The 18,849-nt window shown below is 70.8% G+C and carries 17 protein-coding genes; 4 read left to right on the plus strand and 13 right to left on the minus strand.

All coding sequences use genetic code 11. The features are described 5' to 3' along the window. Positions 1-7: 7 nt before the first annotated feature. Complete coding sequence (gabT, locus tag ACQP2F_RS25805) at positions 8-1,297, minus strand: 4-aminobutyrate--2-oxoglutarate transaminase (protein WP_433291580.1); 1,290 nt, start codon at positions 1,295-1,297, stop codon at positions 8-10. Between the two features lie 106 nt (positions 1,298-1,403). Here gabT and ACQP2F_RS25810 point away from each other — a divergent pair, with 106 nt between their 5' ends. Further along, on the plus strand, positions 1,404-2,828 hold the full coding sequence (locus tag ACQP2F_RS25810; protein WP_433291583.1) for an aldehyde dehydrogenase family protein: 1,425 nt from the start codon (positions 1,404-1,406) through the stop codon (positions 2,826-2,828). 34 nt (positions 2,829-2,862) lie between these two features. Here ACQP2F_RS25810 and ACQP2F_RS25815 read toward each other — a convergent pair whose 3' ends face one another. The 9 genes from ACQP2F_RS25815 to ACQP2F_RS25855 form a co-directional block, all read right to left on the minus strand. Beyond that, positions 2,863-3,504: a TetR/AcrR family transcriptional regulator gene (locus ACQP2F_RS25815; RefSeq protein ID WP_433291585.1), complete on the minus strand. Its 642-nt coding sequence runs from the start codon at positions 3,502-3,504 to the stop codon at positions 2,863-2,865. Positions 3,505-3,669: 165 nt separating this feature from the next. Next, positions 3,670-5,058: an NAD(P)/FAD-dependent oxidoreductase gene (locus ACQP2F_RS25820; RefSeq protein WP_433291588.1), complete on the minus strand. Its 1,389-nt coding sequence runs from the start codon at positions 5,056-5,058 to the stop codon at positions 3,670-3,672. Between the two features lie 6 nt (positions 5,059-5,064). Then, entirely contained in the window at positions 5,065-5,913 is an 849-nt protein-coding gene (locus tag ACQP2F_RS25825) for an ABC transporter permease (protein WP_433291591.1), read from the minus strand. Then, on the minus strand, positions 5,910-6,773 hold the full coding sequence (locus tag ACQP2F_RS25830) for an ABC transporter permease (RefSeq protein WP_433291594.1): 864 nt from the start codon (positions 6,771-6,773) through the stop codon (positions 5,910-5,912). Before ACQP2F_RS25830 ends, ACQP2F_RS25825 begins: the two co-directional genes overlap by 4 nt. A 1-nt stretch (position 6,774) precedes the next feature. Further along, complete coding sequence (locus ACQP2F_RS25835) at positions 6,775-7,974, minus strand: polyamine ABC transporter substrate-binding protein (protein WP_433291596.1); 1,200 nt, start codon at positions 7,972-7,974, stop codon at positions 6,775-6,777. Positions 7,975-8,015: 41 nt separating this feature from the next. Then, a complete protein-coding gene (locus ACQP2F_RS25840; protein ID WP_433291598.1) occupies positions 8,016-9,137 on the minus strand; it encodes an ABC transporter ATP-binding protein in 1,122 nt (373 codons plus the stop codon). 45 nt (positions 9,138-9,182) lie between these two features. After that, positions 9,183-10,607: a gamma-aminobutyraldehyde dehydrogenase gene (locus ACQP2F_RS25845; RefSeq protein WP_433291600.1), complete on the minus strand. Its 1,425-nt coding sequence runs from the start codon at positions 10,605-10,607 to the stop codon at positions 9,183-9,185. Positions 10,608-10,764: 157 nt separating this feature from the next. After that, positions 10,765-12,102 carry an aspartate aminotransferase family protein gene (locus tag ACQP2F_RS25850; protein WP_433291602.1) on the minus strand — a complete coding sequence of 446 codons (1,338 nt, stop codon included), beginning with the start codon at positions 12,100-12,102 and terminating at the stop codon, positions 10,765-10,767. 8 nt (positions 12,103-12,110) lie between these two features. Beyond that, on the minus strand, positions 12,111-13,598 hold the full coding sequence (locus tag ACQP2F_RS25855; RefSeq protein ID WP_433291604.1) for a CoA-acylating methylmalonate-semialdehyde dehydrogenase: 1,488 nt from the start codon (positions 13,596-13,598) through the stop codon (positions 12,111-12,113). A gap of 58 nt (positions 13,599-13,656) precedes the next feature. Between ACQP2F_RS25855 and ACQP2F_RS25860 the strand changes: the two genes are divergently transcribed. Then, positions 13,657-14,985, plus strand: coding sequence for an aminotransferase class I/II-fold pyridoxal phosphate-dependent enzyme (locus tag ACQP2F_RS25860; RefSeq protein WP_433291606.1), 1,329 nt, complete (start codon positions 13,657-13,659; stop codon positions 14,983-14,985). Between the two features lie 17 nt (positions 14,986-15,002). Here ACQP2F_RS25860 and ACQP2F_RS25865 read toward each other — a convergent pair whose 3' ends face one another. Next, positions 15,003-15,686 carry an SGNH/GDSL hydrolase family protein gene (locus tag ACQP2F_RS25865; RefSeq protein ID WP_433291608.1) on the minus strand — a complete coding sequence of 228 codons (684 nt, stop codon included), beginning with the start codon at positions 15,684-15,686 and terminating at the stop codon, positions 15,003-15,005. A 142-nt stretch (positions 15,687-15,828) separates the two neighbouring features. Here ACQP2F_RS25865 and ACQP2F_RS25870 point away from each other — a divergent pair, with 142 nt between their 5' ends. Further along, positions 15,829-16,398, plus strand: coding sequence for a Uma2 family endonuclease (locus ACQP2F_RS25870; protein WP_433291610.1), 570 nt, complete (start codon positions 15,829-15,831; stop codon positions 16,396-16,398). 56 nt (positions 16,399-16,454) lie between these two features. On the opposite strand, the gene ACQP2F_RS25875 is transcribed toward ACQP2F_RS25870, so the two are convergent. Further along, entirely contained in the window at positions 16,455-16,778 is a 324-nt protein-coding gene (locus ACQP2F_RS25875; protein ID WP_433291612.1) for a nuclear transport factor 2 family protein, read from the minus strand. A 183-nt stretch (positions 16,779-16,961) separates the two neighbouring features. On the opposite strand from ACQP2F_RS25875, the gene ACQP2F_RS25880 reads away from it, so the two are divergent. Next, a complete protein-coding gene (locus tag ACQP2F_RS25880) occupies positions 16,962-17,999 on the plus strand; it encodes a LacI family DNA-binding transcriptional regulator (RefSeq protein WP_433291614.1) in 1,038 nt (345 codons plus the stop codon). Here ACQP2F_RS25880 and ACQP2F_RS25885 read toward each other — a convergent pair. Further along, positions 17,964-18,848: a carbohydrate ABC transporter permease gene (locus tag ACQP2F_RS25885; RefSeq protein WP_433291617.1), complete on the minus strand. Its 885-nt coding sequence runs from the start codon at positions 18,846-18,848 to the stop codon at positions 17,964-17,966. The two genes, ACQP2F_RS25880 and ACQP2F_RS25885, sit on opposite strands and share 36 nt — an antisense overlap. Position 18,849 lies beyond the last annotated feature (1 nt).

The following is an 18,849-nucleotide window of genomic DNA, read 5'->3' on the forward strand; positions in this document are numbered from 1 at the left end:
TCCAAGATCAGAGGGTGGCGAAGGCGTGCTCGAGAAGGGTCAGGCCGCGGTCGAGCTCGTCGTCCGTGATGACCAGGGGAGGAAGAAGACGGATCACGTTCCCGTACGTTCCGCAGGTCAGCAGCAGCAGACCGGACTCGTGGGCGGCGCGCGCGACGTTGCCGGTGGCGATCGGGTCGGGCGTGGGGCCACCGGGACCGGAGTCGTGCGGGACGACCAGCTCGAGGGCGAGCATCGCGCCCCGGCCCCGCACCTCGCCGATCTGCGGATGCTTGGCCGCGAGGGCCTCGAGCCGGGGACGGGCCACCGCCTCGATGTGCCGGGCCGCCGCCGCCAGGTCGAGCTCACGCATGGTCTCGATGCTGGCGAGCGCGGCCGCGCAGGCGATCGGGTTGCCGCCGTACGTGCCGCCGAGCCCGCCCGGGTGGACCGCGTCCATGATCTCGGCCCGGCCGGTGACGGCGGCCAGCGGCAGCCCGCCCGCGATGCCCTTGGCCGTGGTGATCAGGTCGGGCTCGACGCCCTCGTGCTCGCTGGCGAACCACGAGCCGGTGCGGCAGAACCCGGTCTGGATCTCGTCGGCGATGAAGACGGCGCCGGCCTGCTTGCTCCAGGCGGCGAGCGCGGGCAGGAAACCCGCGGCCGGTACGACGAATCCGCCCTCGCCCTGCACCGGCTCGATGAGGACGGCGGCCACGTTCGTCGCGCCGACGTGCTTCTCGATCTGCCCGATGGCGTACGCCGCCGCGTCCGCCCCGCTGCGCCCGTCACGGAACGGATAGGACATCGGCACCCGGTAGATCTCGCCGGCGAACGGCCCGAAGCCCTGCTTGTAGGGCATGACCTTGGCGGTGAGCGCCATCGTCAGGTTGGTCCGGCCGTGGTAGGCGTGGTCGAACACGACGATGGCCTGGCGTCCGGTGGCGTGCCGGGCGATCTTGACGGCATTCTCCACCGCCTCGGCCCCGGAGTTGAACAGCGCCGACCGCTTCTCGAAGTCACCGGGCGTGAGCACGGCGAGCTCCTCACAGACCGCGACGTACTGCTCGTAGGGCGCGATCATGAAGCAGGTGTGGGTGAACCGCTCGACCTGCTCCCGGACGGCGGCCACCACCCGCGGCGCCGCGTTGCCGACGTTGGTGACCGCGATGCCGGCCGCGAAGTCGATCCACTCGCGGCCGTCCACATCGGTCATGGTGCCGCCACCGGCGCTGCCGACATAGGACAGGATCATGCTGCTGACGCCACGCGCCACGGCGGCTTCCCGGCGCCGATGAAGGTCGGCGGAGGTGGGCATGTCTCAACTCCTTCGGGGCTGGAAACCCGATCATTTCACTGATTCCGTCGTTTGCAAGAGCCGGAACAACTATTTCCACGGCTCGAAACGACTGTACGCTCGCGCCGTGATCCCCTTCCACGTCGCCGGACGCCCGGCCACCAGCAGCGATTTCCTCACCGTGCGTCATCCCTTCGACACTTCTCTCGTCGGCGAGACGAGCCAGGCCACCGCGGAGCAGGTCGAGGAGGCGGTCGCCGCCGCCGCGACCGCGGCCGGCCCGGCCGCCGCCCTGCCCGCCGCCGAGCGGGCCGGGGCTCTCGACGAGATCAGCGCCCGCATCCGCCGCCGGGGCGAGGAGTTCGCGGCGTTGATCACGGCCGAGAACGGCAAGCCGCTCAAGTGGGCGCGGGCCGAGGTCGCCCGGGCGGCCGGCACCTTCCGCTGGGCCGCCGAGGAGGCCCGCCGCTTCTCCGGCGAGCTCCAGCGGCTCGACACCGACCCGGCCGCCGCCGGCCGGCTCGCGCTGGTCCGCCGGATGCCGCGCGGCCCGGTGCTGGGCATCGCGCCGTTCAACTTCCCGCTCAACCTGGTCGCCCACAAGGTCGCGCCGGCGCTCGCGGTCGGCGCCCCGATCATCGTCAAGCCGGCCCCGGCCACCCCGCTCACCGCGCTGCTGCTGGGCGAGATCATGTCCCGGCTCGACCTGCCGGCCGGCATGTTCTCGGTGCTGCCGGTGCCGAACGAGCGGATGGCGGGGCTGGTCGCCGACCCGCGGCTGCCGGTGGTGTCGTTCACCGGCTCGGGCCCGGTCGGCGCCCGGATCCGCGCGGCGGTCCCGCACAAGCACGTGACGCTCGAGCTCGGCGGCAACGCGGCGGCGCTGATCGCCGGGGACTGGGACGATCTCGACTATGCCGCCCAGCGGATCGCCACCTTCTCCAACTACCAGGCCGGGCAGAGCTGCGTCGCGGTGCAGCGGGTCTTCGTGCACCGCGCCCGCCTCGGCGCGTTCACGCCGAAGCTGGTGGCCGCGGTCGAGGCGCTGACCGTGGGCGACCCCCGGGACGAGGCCACCGACGTCGGGCCGGTGATCGACGAACGGGCGGCCGAGCGGATCGAGGAGTGGATCGCCGAGGCGGTGACCAAGGGCGGCCGGGTCCTCACCGGCGGCACCCGCCGGGGCACCACCGTGGCGCCGACCGTGCTCACCGGCGTGCCGGCCGACGCCCGGGTGTGCGCCGAGGAGGTCTTCGGGCCGGTGCTGGTGCTGACTCCGGTCGACTCCGACGAGGCCGGGCTGGCGGCGATCGACGACTCCGCGTTCGGGCTCCAGGCCGGGGTCTTCACCCGGCGGATCGACCTGGCGTTCGAGGCCCACCGGCGGCTGCACGTCGGCGGGGTCATCGTCGGCGACGTGCCCAGCTTCCGGGCCGACCAGATGCCGTACGGCGGGGTGAAGGGCAGTGGCTCCGGCCGCGAGGGCGTCGCCAGCGCCATGGCCGACTACACCGAGCCGCGCGTCCTGGTCCTCACCGGCGTGGCGCTCTAGGAGCCGGTCCGGCCTCAGGCGAGCGGGCGCCCCACTAGTCGATCCGAGCGGGCGCGGCGGGCGCGGCGGGCGCGGCGGGCGCGGCGGGCGCGGCGGGCGCGGCGGGCGCGGCCGGCGCGGCGGGGCGGCGCAAGCCCTCGAGCATCAGGTCGAGCAGGCGCTCGCGGCGGGCTTCCAGCTCGGGCGCCTGCTCGGCGATCCAGCCGACGGCCGTGACCAGCGCGAACAGCTCCTCCGGCCGCAGGTCGGCGCGGATCGCCCCGGCCGCCTGGGCCGCGGCCAGCAGCTCGCCGACCGCGTCGCGCATCGCGTCGCACGAGGCGTAGAGCGGGGAAGAATCGTCGCGCAGGGTCGCCATGATGGAGTCGGGCAAGCCGCTGTACGTGCCGGCGCCGTACGCGAACTCGGTGAGCCACGCGGTCAGCGCGGCCGCCGCGTCGTCCTCGGCCAGCAGCGACGCCGCGCGGCTGGTCAGGTGGTCGAAGCGGCGCCGCATCAGGGTCTCGAGCAGCGCGTCCCGGGTCGGGAAGTGACGGTAGAGCGTGCCCAGCCCGACCTCGGCCCGGCGCGCGATGTCCCGCAGCGAGGCCTGGGTGCCGTGCTCGCGCACGACCACCCGGGCCACGCCCAGGATCCGCTCCCGATTGCGCACTGCGTCGGCCCGCGTCGCCGGCATGGACACACCCCCGCTGAAGCCCGCCACCGGCCGCCGGCCGGAGCCCCGAGCCCCCACGGTAAGCGAGCGGGACGGCCACGGCAGCCGAAACCGAGCGAGACGGCCACGGGACCCGGTACCGAGCGAGACGGCCACGGGAGCCTGCGCCGAGCGAGCGCGACGCCCTCAGGAGTCGAAACCGAGACCGAGCGAGTCGAGCGTGCGCAGCCACAGGTTGCGCCGGCCCCCGTTGCGGTCGGCGCGGGCGATCGACCAGCGGGTCAGCTGGATGACGCCGCTGCGCACCGGCTCGGGCGGGAACGGCACCGGCTTGCTGCGGACCATCTTCAGCGACGTCAGCTCGGTCGGCGTGCCACCGAGCAGGTCGAGCATGACCTGGGCGCCGAAGCGGGTGGCGCCCACCCCGAGACCGGTGTAGCCCGCCGCGTACGCCAGCCGGCCGCCGTGGGCAGTGCCGAAGAACGCGCTGAACCGGCTGCAGCAGTCGATCACGCCGCCCCACTTGTGGGTGAAGCGCAGGCCGGCCAGCTGCGGGAAGGTGGCCGCGAAGTGCGCCGCGAGCAGCTCGAACGTCGCGTCCCGCTGCTCCTGGCCGGGCAGGATGCGGCCACCGTTGAAGTAGATCGCGTCGTAACCGCCCCACAGGATCCGGTTGTCGGCGGTCAGCCGGTAGTAGTGGAACTGGTTGGCGGAGTCGCCGATGCCCTGCCGGTTGCGCCAGCCGATCGACGCCAGCTGTGCGTCGCTGAGCGGCTCGGTCATCAGCGCGTAGTCGTAGACCGGCACCACGAACTGCTGCAGGCGCTTGAGCAGTCGCCCGTGCGCGCCGGTGGCCAGCACGACCCGGCGGGCCCGGACCCGGCCGCGGAAGGTGCGCAGCTCCAGCGCGCCACCGGCGGAGACGATCCGCTCGACCTTGGTGTTCTCGTGGAACCGGACGCCGAGCGAGAGGCAGGCCGACCGGAGCCCCCAGGCCAGCCGGGCCGGATCGACCATCGCGCAGCCCGTACGGTCCCAGACCGCGCCGAGGTAGGTAGGCGAGTCGACCTCCGCCCGTACGGCGTCGGAGTCGAGCAGCTCCACGTCGAGACCGCCGGCCGCCTCGGCCGCGTGCCCCGCCACCAGGTCGCGCCACTGCCAGTCCTCGGTGGCCACGTGCAGCTCGCCGGTGCGGCGGAAGTCGCAGTCGATCCCGTAGCGCTCCACCGCGGACGCGATCGCGTCGAGGTTCTCCCGGCCGAGGCGCAGCAGCCGCGGCATCTCGTCCGGGAAGCGGGCGAGCCCGTTGCCGAAGCCGTGGGTGAGGCTCGCGGCGCAGAACCCGCCGTTGCGCCCCGACGCCGCCCACCCGGCCGTGCCCGCCTCGAGCACCACGACGTCGAGGGCCGGATCGCGTTCCTTGGCGATCAGAGCCGCCCAGAGGCCGCTGTACCCGGCGCCCACCACCGCGAGATCCGCGGTGGTGACGCCGTCGAGCGGGTCGGCCGGGTCGGGAGCCCCCGGCTGGGTGAGCCAGTACGGTTCAGGAATCGCGTCGTTGAGGGGCGAGCCCACGAGTTATCAATCCCGCTTACCTTGCCTCGAGCGGATGTTGGTGACGACCGCGATCAGCACGCCGGCCGCGAAGATCAGGGTGCCCATCACGTTCACCTGCGGGGGCAGGCCGACGCGGGTCGATCCCCAGATCCACAGCGGGAACGTCACGACGCTGCCCGCGGTGAAGTTGGTGACCACGAAGTCGTCGATGGACAGGGCGAACGCCAGCAGCAGGCCGGAGAACACGGCCGGCAGGATGATCGGGAAGGTGACCTTCCAGAAGGCCGTCCACGGTGTCGCGCCGAGGTCGGCCGCCGCCTCCTCGATCGACCGGTCGAGCGTGACGACCCGGGCCCGGACGATGGCGGCGACGAACGAGATCGAGAACATGATGTGCGCGATCGTGATCGTCGCGTAGCCGAGCCCGAGGTTGGCCGACACGAACAGGCTGAGCAGCGAGGCACCCATGATCAGCTCGGGCGAGGAGATCGTGGAGAACATGACGATGTTCAGCGTGCCCGACCCGCGGAAGCGGTAGCGGCCCAGCGCGTACCCGATGCCGGTCCCCAGCGCGGCCGAGACGATGCTGGAGATGACCGCGATGGCCAGCGACGTCCAGAGCGCCTTGGTCAGATCCTCGATCTCGAAGATCTTCCCGTACCACTTGAAGGTCCAGCCTTCCCAGGTCTGGTTGTAGCGGCCCTTGGTGTCGTTGAAGCTGAACAGGATCATCACGACGATCGGCACGATCAGCCAGATGATCACCAGCCAGGTGTAGACGAACAGCAGGCCGTTGCCGGTGATCCGGCGCCGGGGCCGGGCGGCGGGCGCAGTCTCGGCCGAGACCGGTCGTTCCAGGGTGCTCTGGCTCATCGGGCCGCCACCGTCATCACGTCCTCGGTGCCCAGCGCGCGGGCGTAGGAGAAGATGCCGATCAGCAGCACCGCCATGAGAATGAACGAGAGCGCCGCGGCGGTCGGGTAGTCGGAGGTCACCAGGTACTTGCTCTGGATGACCTGGCCGATCATGGTGGTCGACGAGCTGCCCAGCACCTCGGAGTTGACGTAGTCCGAGGCCATCGGCACGAACGACATCAGCACGCCGGCGAAGACGCCGGGGAGGCTGAGCGGCAGGATCACCTTGCGGAAGGTGAGCACCGGGTTCGCGTAGAGGTCCCGGGACGCCTCGACCACCCGCGGGTCGATCCGCTCGAGCGCCACGTAGATCGGCAGGACCATGAACGGCAGGAAGTTGTAGACCAGGCCGCCGATCACCGCCACCGAGGTGCCGAGCAGGTGGTACGAGTCCGGCAGCACCCCGATCTGCTTGAGCGGGCTGAGCACCGGGCCGTCGTCGGTGAGGATCTGCCGCCACGAGATGGTGCGCAGCACGAACGACACGAAGAACGGCAACAGCAGCAGGAAGAGGTACGTCGGCTTGCGGCGCCCGCCGTTGAAGGCGATCCAGTACGCGACCGGGAAGGCCAGTGCGATCAGCACGAGCGTGCCGACCGCCGCGTAGACGAGCGACCGCACCAGCTGCGTGTGGTAATCCGTGATCGCGTCCGTGTAGTTCTGCCAGTGCCCGGTGAACCGGAAGCCGTAGACGACGTCGCCCTCCTGCAGCGACAGCGACAGCATGAAGATCATCGGGATGGCGAAGAACAGCAGCAGCCAGAGGCCGCCCGGCAGCACGAGGAAGTACGGCGCGAGTTGTCGTTTGACTCGGTTCATATCAGCTCAGCACGATCGGTTCGAAGATCTTCTGGAACGTCTGCTGCTCGTCGACCGCGGTGAACGACACGTAGTAGTGCAGCTTCGAGTAGAGCTCCTGGCTCGGGAACACCAGCGGCGACGCGGACAGGTCGAGCAGGGCCTGCTTGTCGTCGCCCGACTTCTTGGCGGCGTCCTTCTTGATCTGCTCCTGGGCGGCGGGCACCGGGCACACGTAGTTGATGTACTCGGCCAGCGAGGCGGCCTGGTCGACCCGGTAGAACCAGTCGATCAGCTGGATGGCGTCCACCGGCGCCTTGGCGGTGATCGGGATCGTCATGTTGTCGGTCCAGATCGTGCCGCCCTCCTCCGGGACGATGAACTTGAAGTCCGTGTTGTCGGAGATGTTCTTCTGGTAGATGTCGCCGGACCACGCCTGGGTCAGCCAGACCTCGCCCTTGCCGAGCGCGTCGACGTAGCTCTGGTCGTAGTACTTGCGGACCAGCGGCTTCTGCTTCTTCAGGTCGTCGGCGGCCTTCTGCCAGTCGTCGGCGGTCGACCTGGCCGGGTCGATGCCCAGCTTGAGCAGGCCGAAGTTGGCCAGCTCCTGGGTGTCGGAGAACATGCCGATCTTGCCCTTGAACTCCGGGCGCCAGAGGTCGGCGAGCTTGGTGATCTTGCCGGTCTTCTTCTCGTCGTACGCGATGCCGGTCATGCCCGAGGCCCACGGCACCGAGTAGACGTTGCCCGGGTCGAACGCCTCCTTGCTGTACGAGGCGGCCGCGTTCTTGGTGTAGTTCGGCAGCTTGGAGTGGTCGAGCGGAGCCAGGAAGCCGGAGTCGCGGAACTGCGCGAACTGGATGCTGTTGGTGATGACCATCAGGTCGAAGCCGATCGACTGGCCCGCCGACAGCTGCGGCTGCACCTTGGCGAACCAGGGACCCATCTCCTGGATGACCTCCTGGTAGTTCACCGAGATGCCGGTCTCCTTGGTGAACGCCTTGAGCTCGGGCTTCTGCGGGTCCATGTACAGCGGCCAGTTGGCGAAGTCGACGTGCCCGGCCTTGGCCTTGCCGCTCCAGTACTTCTCGACGGCGTCCGGCGCCGCGCTCGCGTTGGGCTTGGCCTTGCCCTGGACGCCGCAGGCGGCGAGGGCCGCGCCGAGGGCGCCGAGACCGGAGATCCGCAGAGCGTCCCGCCGGCCGAGCCGGCGCTGGGTCATGCCGCGAAGAACAGTCGCATCGGGGAGGTTCGAGGCAGACATCAGACTCCGATCATGTATGAGTGCTGGGGGGCCCAGGTCAGGAAGACGCGATCGCCGCGATCCGCAAGATCATCGGCGTTCGAAGCATTTTGATCGAAGACAGTAAAGTCGGCGCCGGCGGCCGTGGCTACGGTGTAGTTGGTCGAGGTTCCGTGATAAACAACCTCGTTGACAATTCCGGAGAGCACGCTCCCACCGGTGGCCGTCACCGGCGGCACGCCCCGGTGCAGGTCGATCTTCTCGGGCCGGACCGAGACCTCGATCTTGTCGCCCGCCCGCACCGAGCTGCCGACCGGCACCAGGACCCGGTCCTGGCTGCTGTAGCCGAGCAGCGCCAGCCCGTTCTCGCAGCGCTCGACGTGGCCTTCGACGATGTTCGAGGTGCCGATGAAGCCGGCCACGAAGCGGGTCGCCGGCCGCTCGTAGATCTCCCGCGGCGTGCCGAGCTGCTCGATGACGCCGGCGTTCATCACCGCGATCCGGTCCGACATCGTCAGCGCCTCGCCCTGGTCGTGGGTGACGTAGACGAAGGTGATGCCGACCTCGCGCTGGATGCGCTTGAGCTCGACCTGCATCTGCTGGCGCAGCTTGAGGTCGAGGGCGCCCAGCGGCTCGTCGAGCAGCAGCGCCCGCGGCTTGTTGACCAGGGCCCGGGCCAGCGCCACCCGCTGCTGCTGGCCGCCGGACATCTCCCGCGGGACGCGCTTCTCCATGCCGGTCAGCGAGACGATCTCCAGCATCTCGCCCACCCGGCGCTTGATCTCGTCCTTCGCGACCTTCTTGCGCTCGAGGCCGAAGGCGACGTTCTGCAGCACGTTCAGGTGCGGGAAGAGGGCGTACGACTGGAAGACCATGTTCACGTCGCGCTTGTTGGGCGCCACCCCGGTGACGTCCTTGCCGTCGAGGTAGACCTGGCCGGCCGTCGGCTCCTCGAAGCCCGCGATCATGCGCATGGTCGTGGTCTTGCCGCAGCCGGACGGGCCGAGCAGCGAGAAGAACTCGCCCTGCGCGATCGACAGGTCCGTCCGCTTGACGGCCGGAACCGACTCGCCGTGCGACAGGTAGTTCTTGTGCACGCCGGCGAACCTGATGGCCGGATGCCCGTTCTGGGGGGTGGTCATGTTGTTCCTCTTCGCGCGGGGGGACGGGCGAACCGGGTCGAGCGGTCAGCCCAGGTAACTCATCACGTGCTTGATCCGGGTGTACTCCTCGAACCCGTACATCGAAAGGTCCTTGCCGTAGCCGGAGTGGCCGTAGCCGCCGTGCGGCATCTCCGAGACGAACGGCAGATGCGTGTTGATCCATACGGCGCCGAAGTCGAGCCGGCGGGAGACGCGCATGGCCCGCCCGTGGTTCTGGGTCCAGACGCTGGCGCTCAACCCGTAGCGCACGTCGTTGGCCCAGCGCACCGCGTTGTCCTCGTCGTCGAACCGCTGGACGGTGATGACCGGCCCGAACACCTCGTCCTGCACCATCTCGTCCTGCTGCTCCAGGCCGGCGACCACGGTCGGCTCGAGGAAGTAGCCACGGTCGCCGATGCGGTTGCCGCCGGCGACGATCTCGGCGTGCCCGGGCGTACGGTCGAGGAAGCCCTGCACCCGGGCGAGCTGGCCGGCGTTGTTGACCGGCCCGAAGAAGGCCTCGGTGTCGGCCGGCGGCCCGACCTTGGTGTTCTTGGCCGCCGCCGCCAGCGCCGCGGTGAAGTCGGCGGCGATCCGGCCGTGCACCAGCACCCGGGTGGCGGCCGTGCAGTCCTGCCCGGCGTTGAAGTAGCCCGCGCCGGCGATCGCCCCGGCGGCCGACTCGAGGTCGACGTCGTCGAAGACGATCACCGGCGCCTTGCCACCGAGCTCCAGGTGAGCCCGCTTCAGGTCGGCCGCCGCCGCCACGGCGACCTCCATGCCGGCCCGGGTGGAGCCGGTGATCGAGACGAGCTGCGGCGTCCGGTGGGCGACCACCGCGCGCCCGGTGTCCCGGTCGCCGCAGACCACGTTGAGCACGCCGGGCGGCAGGAACTCGGCGGCGATCTCGGCGAGCAGCAGCGTGCTCACCGGCGTCGTGTCGGAGGGCTTCAGCACCACCGCGTTGCCGGCCGCGATGGCCGGCGCGAACTTCCAGACGGCCATCACCATCGGGTAGTTCCACGGGGTGACCTGGGCGCACACCCCGATCGGCTCCCGGCGCACGTACGAGGTGTGGTCGCGCAGGTACTCCCCCGCCGACTTGCCCTCGAGGATGCGCGCGGCGCCGGCGAAGAAGCGCAGCTCGTCGAGCATCGGCCCGATCTCCTCGCGGCGGGTGGCCTCGACCGGCTTGCCGGTGTTGCGGCACTCCGCCTCGATCAGCTCGCCGGCCCGGGCCTCGACCGCGTCGGCGATGCGCAGCAGGGCGCGCTGCCGCTCGGCCGGTGTCGCGTCCCGCCAGACCTCGAAACCGGCCTCGGCCGCGGTCATGGCCCGGTCGACGTCGGCTGCGGTGGAGACGGGCGCCAGCGCGTACGCCTCGGCCGTGCTGGGATCGACGACCTCCGAGGTGACCCCGTCCACGGTGCCGGTGTAGTCGCCACCGACGAAGTTCCGCAGCTCGTTCACTGAATGGACCCTCCAGGTGCAGCCTGTGACAACTCCCACACGACGACGCAAGGGACCTTGTCACAAGCAGGTGTTCTAAACAAGGGAATCCGAGGAATTTTCCAAACTCGAAACGGAATCAGGGGTCAACCGGCCTTCACAGCTACGCAATCCCGCGTCAGCCCGCGTAATACCGGTCGGCCACCGACAGCGCCCGGTCGAGGATCGACAGTCCTTCCCGGACCTCGTCGGCGCCGGCCGTGCAGGGCGGCGCCACGTGCACCCGGTTGAAGTGGGTGAAGGGCCACAGACCCCGTTCCTTGCAGGCGGCGGCCAGCTCGTTCATCGGGCCGGCGGCGGCGCCGGAGGCGTTGAACGGCACCAGCGGCTCCCGGGTCGCCCGGTCGCGGACCAGCTCGACCGCCCAGAACACGCCCAGGCCACGCACCTCGCCCACGCTCGGGTGCCGCTCCGCGAGCCGGTGCAGCTCCGGGCCGATCACGTCGTCGCCGAGGGCGCGGGCATGCTCGACGATCCCCTCCTCCTTGAAGATCTCGATCGAGGCGACGGCCGAGGCGCAGGCGAGCGGATGCCCGGAATAGGTGAGTCCGCCGGGGAACGGCGTCCGGTCGTACGAAGCAGCGATCTCGTCCGAAATGATCACGCCGCCCAGCGGCAGGTAGCCGGAGTTGACGCCCTTGGCGAAGGTGATCAGATCGGGGGTGACGCCCCAGCGGTCGATTGCGAACCACTCGCCGCAGCGCCCGAAGCCGGCCATGACCTCGTCGGCGATGAGCACGATGCCGAACTCGTCGCAGATCGCGCGCACCCCGGCCAGGTAGCCGGGCGGCGGCAGCAGGATGCCGTTGGTGCCCACCACCGTCTCGAGCAGGACCGCCGCGACGGTGCCGGCGCCCTCGAAGACGATCGTGTCGCGCAGGTGCCGCAGGGCGCGCTCGGTCTCCTGGGCCTCGTTCTCCGAGAAGAAGGGCGACCGGTACGCGTACGGCCCCCAGAAGTGCACGACGCCGACCGCCACCGGCTCGTTGGCCCAGCGCCGCGGGTCGCCGGTGGCGGTGATCGCGGTCGAGGTCGAGCCGTGGTAGCTCCGGTAGGTGGCCAGCACCTTGTGCCGGCCGGTGTGGCCGCGGGCGAGCCGGATCGCGTTCTCGTTGGCCTCGGCGCCGCCGTTGGTGAAGAACACCTTGTTGAGGTCGCCGGGTGCGAGCCCGGCGATCAGGCGGGCCGCCTCGCCCCGCTTGTCGTTGGCGAAGGCCGGCTGGATGGTGCACAGCTTGGCCGCCTGCTCCTGGATCGCCGCCACCAGCCGCGGATGCTGGTGGCCGATGTTGACGTTGACCAGCTGCGACGAGAAATCCAGATATCTCGTCCCTTCGTAGTCCCAGAAGTAGGAGCCCTCCGCGCCGGCGACCGGCATCGGGTCGATCAGGCTCTGGGCGGACCAGGAATGGAAGACGTGGGCGCGGTCGTCGGCGCGAACGCTTGAGTCGGACATGTCGGCCTTTACCGTGTCGTCGGGAAGCCGAGGTCGACCGAGGACGTGCCCGGGTCGGGCCAACGCGAGGTGACGACCTTGGTACGGGTGAAGAAGTGGACGCCGTCCGGGCCGTACATGTGGGTGTCGCCGAACAGCGAGGCCTTCCAGCCGCCGAACGAGTAGTAGGCCACCGGCACCGGGATCGGCACGTTGACGCCGACCATGCCCGCGTTCACGTCGAACTGGAACTGCCGGGCCGCGCCGCCGTCGCGGGTGAAGATGGCGGTGCCGTTGCCGTACTCGTTGTCGTTGATCAGCCGGACCGCCTCGGCGTAGGTCGCGGTCCGCACGACCCCGAGCACCGGCCCGAAGATCTCGTCGGTGTAGACGTCCATCTCCGGCGTCACGTGGTCGAGCAGGGTCACGCCGAGGAAGTAGCCGTCCTCCGGGAGGTCGGCCTGCCGGCCGTCGGTGACCACCGTGGCCCCGCCGGCCGCGCCGCGCTCGATGTAGCTGGCGACCCTGTCCCGGTGCTGCCGGGTGATCAGCGGCCCCATCTCGGCCGACGGGTCGGTGCCGGCGCCGATCCGCAGCTTCGGCAGCCGGGCCGCGATCGCCTCGACCAGCGGGTCGGCCACGTCGCCGACGGCCACCACGATCGAGATCGCCATGCACCGCTCGCCGGCCGAGCCGTAGGCGGCGCTGACCGCCGCGTCGGCCGCCGACTCCAGGTCGGCGTCGGGCAGCACGACCATGTGGTTCTTGGCGCCGCCCAGGGCCTGCACCCGCTTGCCGTGTGCGGTGCCGGTCTCGTAGATGTACTTGGCGATCGGGGTCGAGCCGACGAAGCTGACCGCCGCGATGCCGGGGTGGGTCAGGATCGCGTCGACCGCCTCCTTGTCCCCGTTCACCACCGTGAAGACGCCGTCGGGCAGGCCCGCCTCCCGCCACAGCCGGGCCAGGAAGAGGGCGGCGGACGGGTCCTTCTCACTGGGCTTGAGCACGAACGCGTTGCCGGCCGCGATCGCCGTCGTGCACATCCACAGCGGCACCATGGCCGGGAAGTTGAACGGGGTGATGCCGGCGACCACGCCCAGCGGCTGGCGGATCGAGTAGACGTCGACGCCGGTCGAGGCCTGCTCGGAGTAGGCGCCCTTCATCAGGTGCGGGATGCCGGTGGCGAACTCCGCGTTCTCCAGGCCGCGGGCGACCTCGCCGGCCGCGTCGGCGAGCACCTTGCCGTGCTCGCCGGTGATCACCGCGGCCAGGTCGCCGGCCCGGTCGGCGAGCAGCTCGCGGAACTTGAACAGCACGGCCGACCGGCGCGACAGCGAGGCCTCGCGCCAGGCCCGGGCGGCCTCGGTCGCGCTCGCCACGGCGGCGTCGACCTCGGCCGCCGACGCCAGGTCGACCTCGCCGGTCTGCTCGCCGGTCGCGGGGTTGAAGACGGGGCCGACCCGGCCCGAGGTGCCGGCGTGCTCGGCGCCGCCGATCCAGTGCGCGATTCGCTTCATGGGGCGAGGTTACGTAACAGGCCTAGACGGAACAATGCTTGAAACGTACTGTCACAAAATGCTTCCGGCCGTCCGCAAGTTGCTCACCGAGCCGTCCGCCCGGGGTCTCGCCGAGGCCGTGGGGCGTGCGGTGGGCGAGGGCGCGCTGCCGCCCGGCACCAAGCTTCCGCCGGTCCGCGCGGTGGCCCGCGAGCTGCACATGTCGCCGACCACGGTGAGCGCAGCCTGGCAGCTCCTGCGCCGGGCCGGAACCATCCAGACCGGCGGACGTCGCGGTACGGTCGTCGCCGAGTCCCGCCTCGGCGGCCCGGGCCGCTATCGGGCCGCGCTCCGGGGCCGGTCCGGCTTCCCGCTCGACCTCTCCACCGGCGTGCCCGATCCCGCGCTGTTGCCGGCCCTTCCCGCGCTCCCCGGCCTCTCCCCCGCACCGTCGAGCTATCTGGACGAGCCGGTCCTGCCCGCGCTGTCCGAGCTGCTGCGGGCGAGCTGGCCGTTCCCACCCGACCGGCTGGCCGTCTTCGACGGCGCGATGGACGCCGTCGACCAGATCGCCTCGGCCCTGTTGCGCCTGGGCGACCGCGCGATCGTCGAGAACCCGTGCTTTCCCCCGCTGCTCGACCTGCTGGACGCGCTGGGCGTGGAGGCGGTGTTCGCCGGCACCGACGCCGAGGGCATGGTGCCGTCGGCCCTGACCGCCGCCCTCGCGTCGCGCCCCGCCGCCGTCTTCCTCCAGCCGCGGGCGCTCAACCCCACCGGCGCGTCGTGGTCGGCCGCACGGGCGGCGTCGCTCGCCGCGGTGCTCGCTTCCCACCCGCAGGTGTACGCGGTGGAGGACGACTCCGCCGGCGACGTGGCCTCCACTCCCCCGCGGTCGCTGGGCGCGCACCTGCCGCGGCAGACGATCCACGTGCGGAGCTTCTCCAAGTCGCACGGTCCCGACCTGCGGCTGGCCGCGGTGGGCGGCCCGGCGACCGTGCTCGACCCGATCCTGGAGCGGCGGCTGCTCGGGCAGGGGTGGACGAGCCGGTTGCTGCAGCGGCTGCTGGTGGCCCTGCTGACCGAGCCGTCGTCGGTCGCCGCCGTGCGGCACGCCCGGTCCGAGTACGCGCGCCGCCGGCACCTGGTCATCTCGGCCCTCGCGACGGCCGGCATCACGCTGCCGCCCGGCGACGGGCTCAACATCTGGCTCCCGGTCGCCGACGAGCAGGCCGCCCTGATCGCTCTGGCCGGCGCGGGGATCGCCGCGGCCGCCGGCGCCTCGTTCACGCCACCGGGCGGCCGGCCGCACCTGCGGATCACGGTCGGCCTGATCGCCGCCGACCACGCCTCGGTGGCGGCGGAGCTGGCCGCCGCCGCGCGTACGCCGGCCCTGTCGGCCCCGCGCTGACCCGGCTCCGTCCGTCCTCAGCCTCGCAGGGCCTCGTACCAGACTTCCGCCATCTGCCGATAGCCCAGCGCGTTCGGGTGCACGTGGTCGACGGTGTTCTCGACCGGAATGCCGGACATCGACGCCGGCGTGACGTTGTCCGGGTAGAAGCCGGCCAGCATGCCGACCGCGGTGTTGTAGTTCAGGAAGTCGGTCTCGTGCCCGCGGTCGACGACCAGCAGGTCGGCCAGCACGATCCGGACCGCCGGGTCGGCGGCCACGATGTGGTCGATCAGCTCGATCAGCCGGTCGGGCGCCGCGGCCACGTGGTCACGGTGCAGCAGGTCGTTGGTGCCGATGTCGAGCAGCACGACGTCCGGCCGCGACTCCGCCATCCAGCCGTCGATGCGCTCGGTGAGCTGGGCGATCCGCCAGCCCGGGTGACCCTCGTGCGCCGTCGCGACCCCGGTCCCGTTGTGCTGCGACCCGACGAACTCGACGCGCGCGCCGTCCGCGCTCAGCCGGTCGTAGAGCTCGGCGCGGTAGCCGTTCTCGGCCGGGTCGCCCTTGCCGAACGTGATGCTGTCGCCGAGCGGCATGACCCGCAGCACGCCGTTCGTCCCCGGCGCCGGCTCGTCCGCCGCGGCCGCGGTCGCGGGCCCGAGGGCGGCGACAAGACTGAGGACACCGGCCAGCAGGGACCGTCGCGAGTTGAGGCGCATGCCAGCGACTTCGGTGCGCCGTGCGGGGTCGCTGAGCGGAGCAACCGTTCCGCAATGGCTTGCTCACCGAGTCGCTCCACGGTGTGGTCACGAGTCAACTAGTCGGAGGGCGAGACGCATGACGACGTGGGACACTCTGCCCATGAGCGAGCAGTCACTTGACCTGTCCAGAAGCTGGACCGAGGCCGAGTACCTGGCGCTGGGCGAACTCGACGTCCGTACGGAACTCGTGGACGGAAAGATTCAGGTGAGCCCCTCCCCCAGCAGGCCCCATCAAGGCATCTCCCGCCATCTCGCCAACCTTCTCGAGCCCGCCGCGTTCGCCGCGGGACTCACCCTCTTCGAGGCAGTGGACGTTCGCATCGGCCCGGGAACCATCGTCTGCCCCGACGTGCTCGTCGAAAAGCTCTCGTGGGCGAGCGGCGTCGCGGAAGCGGCCGACGTAACCCTCGTCGCCGAGGTCACGTCGCCGAGCAACGCCAGGTGGGATCGCGAGGAGAAGAAGGAACGCTACGCCGCGGCGGGGATCCCGTGGCACCTGCTGGTCGAGCCGGAGCGGCGGGAGCTGCGCTCGGTGACGCTGCGCCTGCACCGGCTCGACGGAGCTCGCTACGTAGAGCACGCCGTCGCCGGGCCGGGTCGCACTCTCCGCTCCGACGATCCGTTCCCGATTGCCATCCGGACCGACCGGCTGGTCCGGCCGCTGCCATAAGTGGCGACCGACGGCGACGCACTCAGTCGTCGGTAGGCCCACCCGCGGTGGCCGGGTCAGGCCCGGATCGTCATGCGGGTGATGTGGTCGCCCTCGACCCGGAACGTGAAGTGCGACGGGCCGTTGAAGCCGTCGCCGCCGACCTGAGCGGTCACCACGACGTCGACATCGTCGATCGCGACCTGGGTGACCCGCAGTTCGACCTTGACGCCGATGAACTCGCGGTCGGACCATCCCCTGATCTCGTCATGACCGGCGAACTCGCGACCCCAGTCGTCGACGACGCCGTCCGGCGGGAAGCAGGCCAGGAATGCGTCGGTGTCGTTCGCGTTGGCGGCGTCGATCGCCGCGCGGACCGGGGCCGGCAGGTCGATCGTCATCGCGGGATCCTCCCTGGAAGCGGGTGGTGCACGAGCCGGGAGCGAACGGCGCGCAGGGCCCGGTGACATCATTGTCGCGACCACGGTCACTGTGTGAGCCCGGCATTGTCGCGGATGTGCAATACTTCCCGAACCGCGGTCGAAAGTTTCAGCGTAGAGTCCCGCGGCGCGAAGGAGACGACCATGGCCGCCGGTGGACGACGCGTGACGATCGCGACCATCGCGGAAGCGGCCGGTGTGTCCGTGCCCACGGTGTCACGGGTGCTCAACGGACGTACCGACGTGTCGCCCGAGACGCGGGACCGCATCGAGCATCTTCTCCGCGAGCACGACTACCGGCCTCGTAACTCTCGGCAACCGCTTCGCGCCGGGCTGATCGATCTGGTCTTCCAGGACCTGGACAGCCCGTGGGCCGTCGAGCTGATCCGCGGCGTGGAGGAGACGACCCACGCGGCCGGCGTCGGCACCGTGGTCTCCGCCGTCCACCGCCGCACCGCCTCGACCCGGCAGTGGCTGCAGAACCTGCGGGCCCGGCAGTCCGACGGCGTGATCCTGGTGATCTCCGACGGGGCCGGGCCGATCAGCACCGAGCTCCACCGGCTCAACGTGCCGATGGTGATCATCGACCCGGCCGGCGGGGTGGCCGCGGACGTGCCGACGATCGGCGCCACGAACTGGTCGGGCGGGCGCAGCGCCACCGAGCACCTCATCTCGCTGGGCCACACCCGGATCGGCCTGGTCGAGGGGCCGAAGGCGCTGCTGTGCTCCCGGGCCCGGCTGGACGGATACCGGGCCGCCCTCGAGGAGGCCGGCCTGCGCGTCGACCGCCGCCTGATCGAGCCGGGCGACTTCCGGCACGAGTCCGGCTTCGCGGCCGGCATGCGGCTGCTCGACCGGGACGACCCGCCGACCGCGATCTTCGCCTCCAGCGACCAGATGGCGCTCGGGCTCTACGAGGCCGCCCGGCTGCGCGGCATCCGCATCCCCGACGACCTCAGCGTGGTCGGCTTCGACGACCTGCCGGAGGCCCGGTGGTCGGCGCCGCCGCTGACCACGGTGCGTCAACCCCTCGCCGACATGGGTGGGCTCGCCGCCCGGACGGTCTTGCGACTGTCCCGCGGCGAGCCCATCGAAACTCCCCGGGTGGAGCTGGCGACAGAGCTCGTGATCCGGGAGAGCACGGCCCTACTTGCCGAAGCCGGCGGTAAGACCGCTCAGTAGCTGCCGGCGGCCGATCGCGTACAGCAGGACGATCGGGATCGTCGTCAGGGTGACCGAGGCGGCGATCGCCGGCGTGTTGACGCCGAACTGACCCTGAAAGCTGACCAGCGCGTAGGGGATCGTGCGCTGGACGGGGCTCTGGGTCAGCACCAGCGGCAGCAGGAACCCGTTCCAGATGCCCAGCGCGTTGTAGATGGTCACGGTGACCAGCGCCGGGCGGGTGAGCGGGAACGCGAGCCGCCACAGGGTGCCCCACTCGGTGGCGCCGTCCATGCGCATCGACTCGAACAGCTCCTTCGGCACGTCCCGGATGAAGTTGCTCAGCACCAGGACGGACAGCGGGATGGCGAACGCGATCGAGGGCAGGACGATGGCGATCAGGGTGTCGTACAGCTTGAGCCGGATGATGATCAGATAGACCGGGATGATCACCGCTTGCAGCGGGATCGCGAGACCGGCCAGGAACACCGTGTTCGACCAGCGCAGCCACCGCTTGCCGATGCCGCGGACGATCGCGTACGCCGCCATGAACGAGATGAGCACGGCCGGCACCACGGCGCCGACGGTGACGATCACACTGTTCGTGAAGTAGCGGACGATCTCGTTCTCGAACACCAGCTTGTAGTTCTCGAACGTCGGGTCCTTCGGCGGGGCGAACGTGTTGGTGATGAAGTAGTTCGCCTGGGTCTTGAAGCTCGTGATGACGATCCAGTAGATCGGGATCATCCCGATGAGCAGCCACACCCAGCCGAACGTGCCGCCGATCCAGTTCCACTTGGCCATCCGGCCGAGCAGACCCTTGCGGCGCACGGGGCGCCCCGGCGTGCCGGAAACATCGATCGCCGTCACG

This window comes from Actinoplanes sp. CA-030573, from assembly GCF_050951115.1.
In the GTDB taxonomy this organism is placed as follows: domain Bacteria; phylum Actinomycetota; class Actinomycetes; order Mycobacteriales; family Micromonosporaceae; genus Actinoplanes.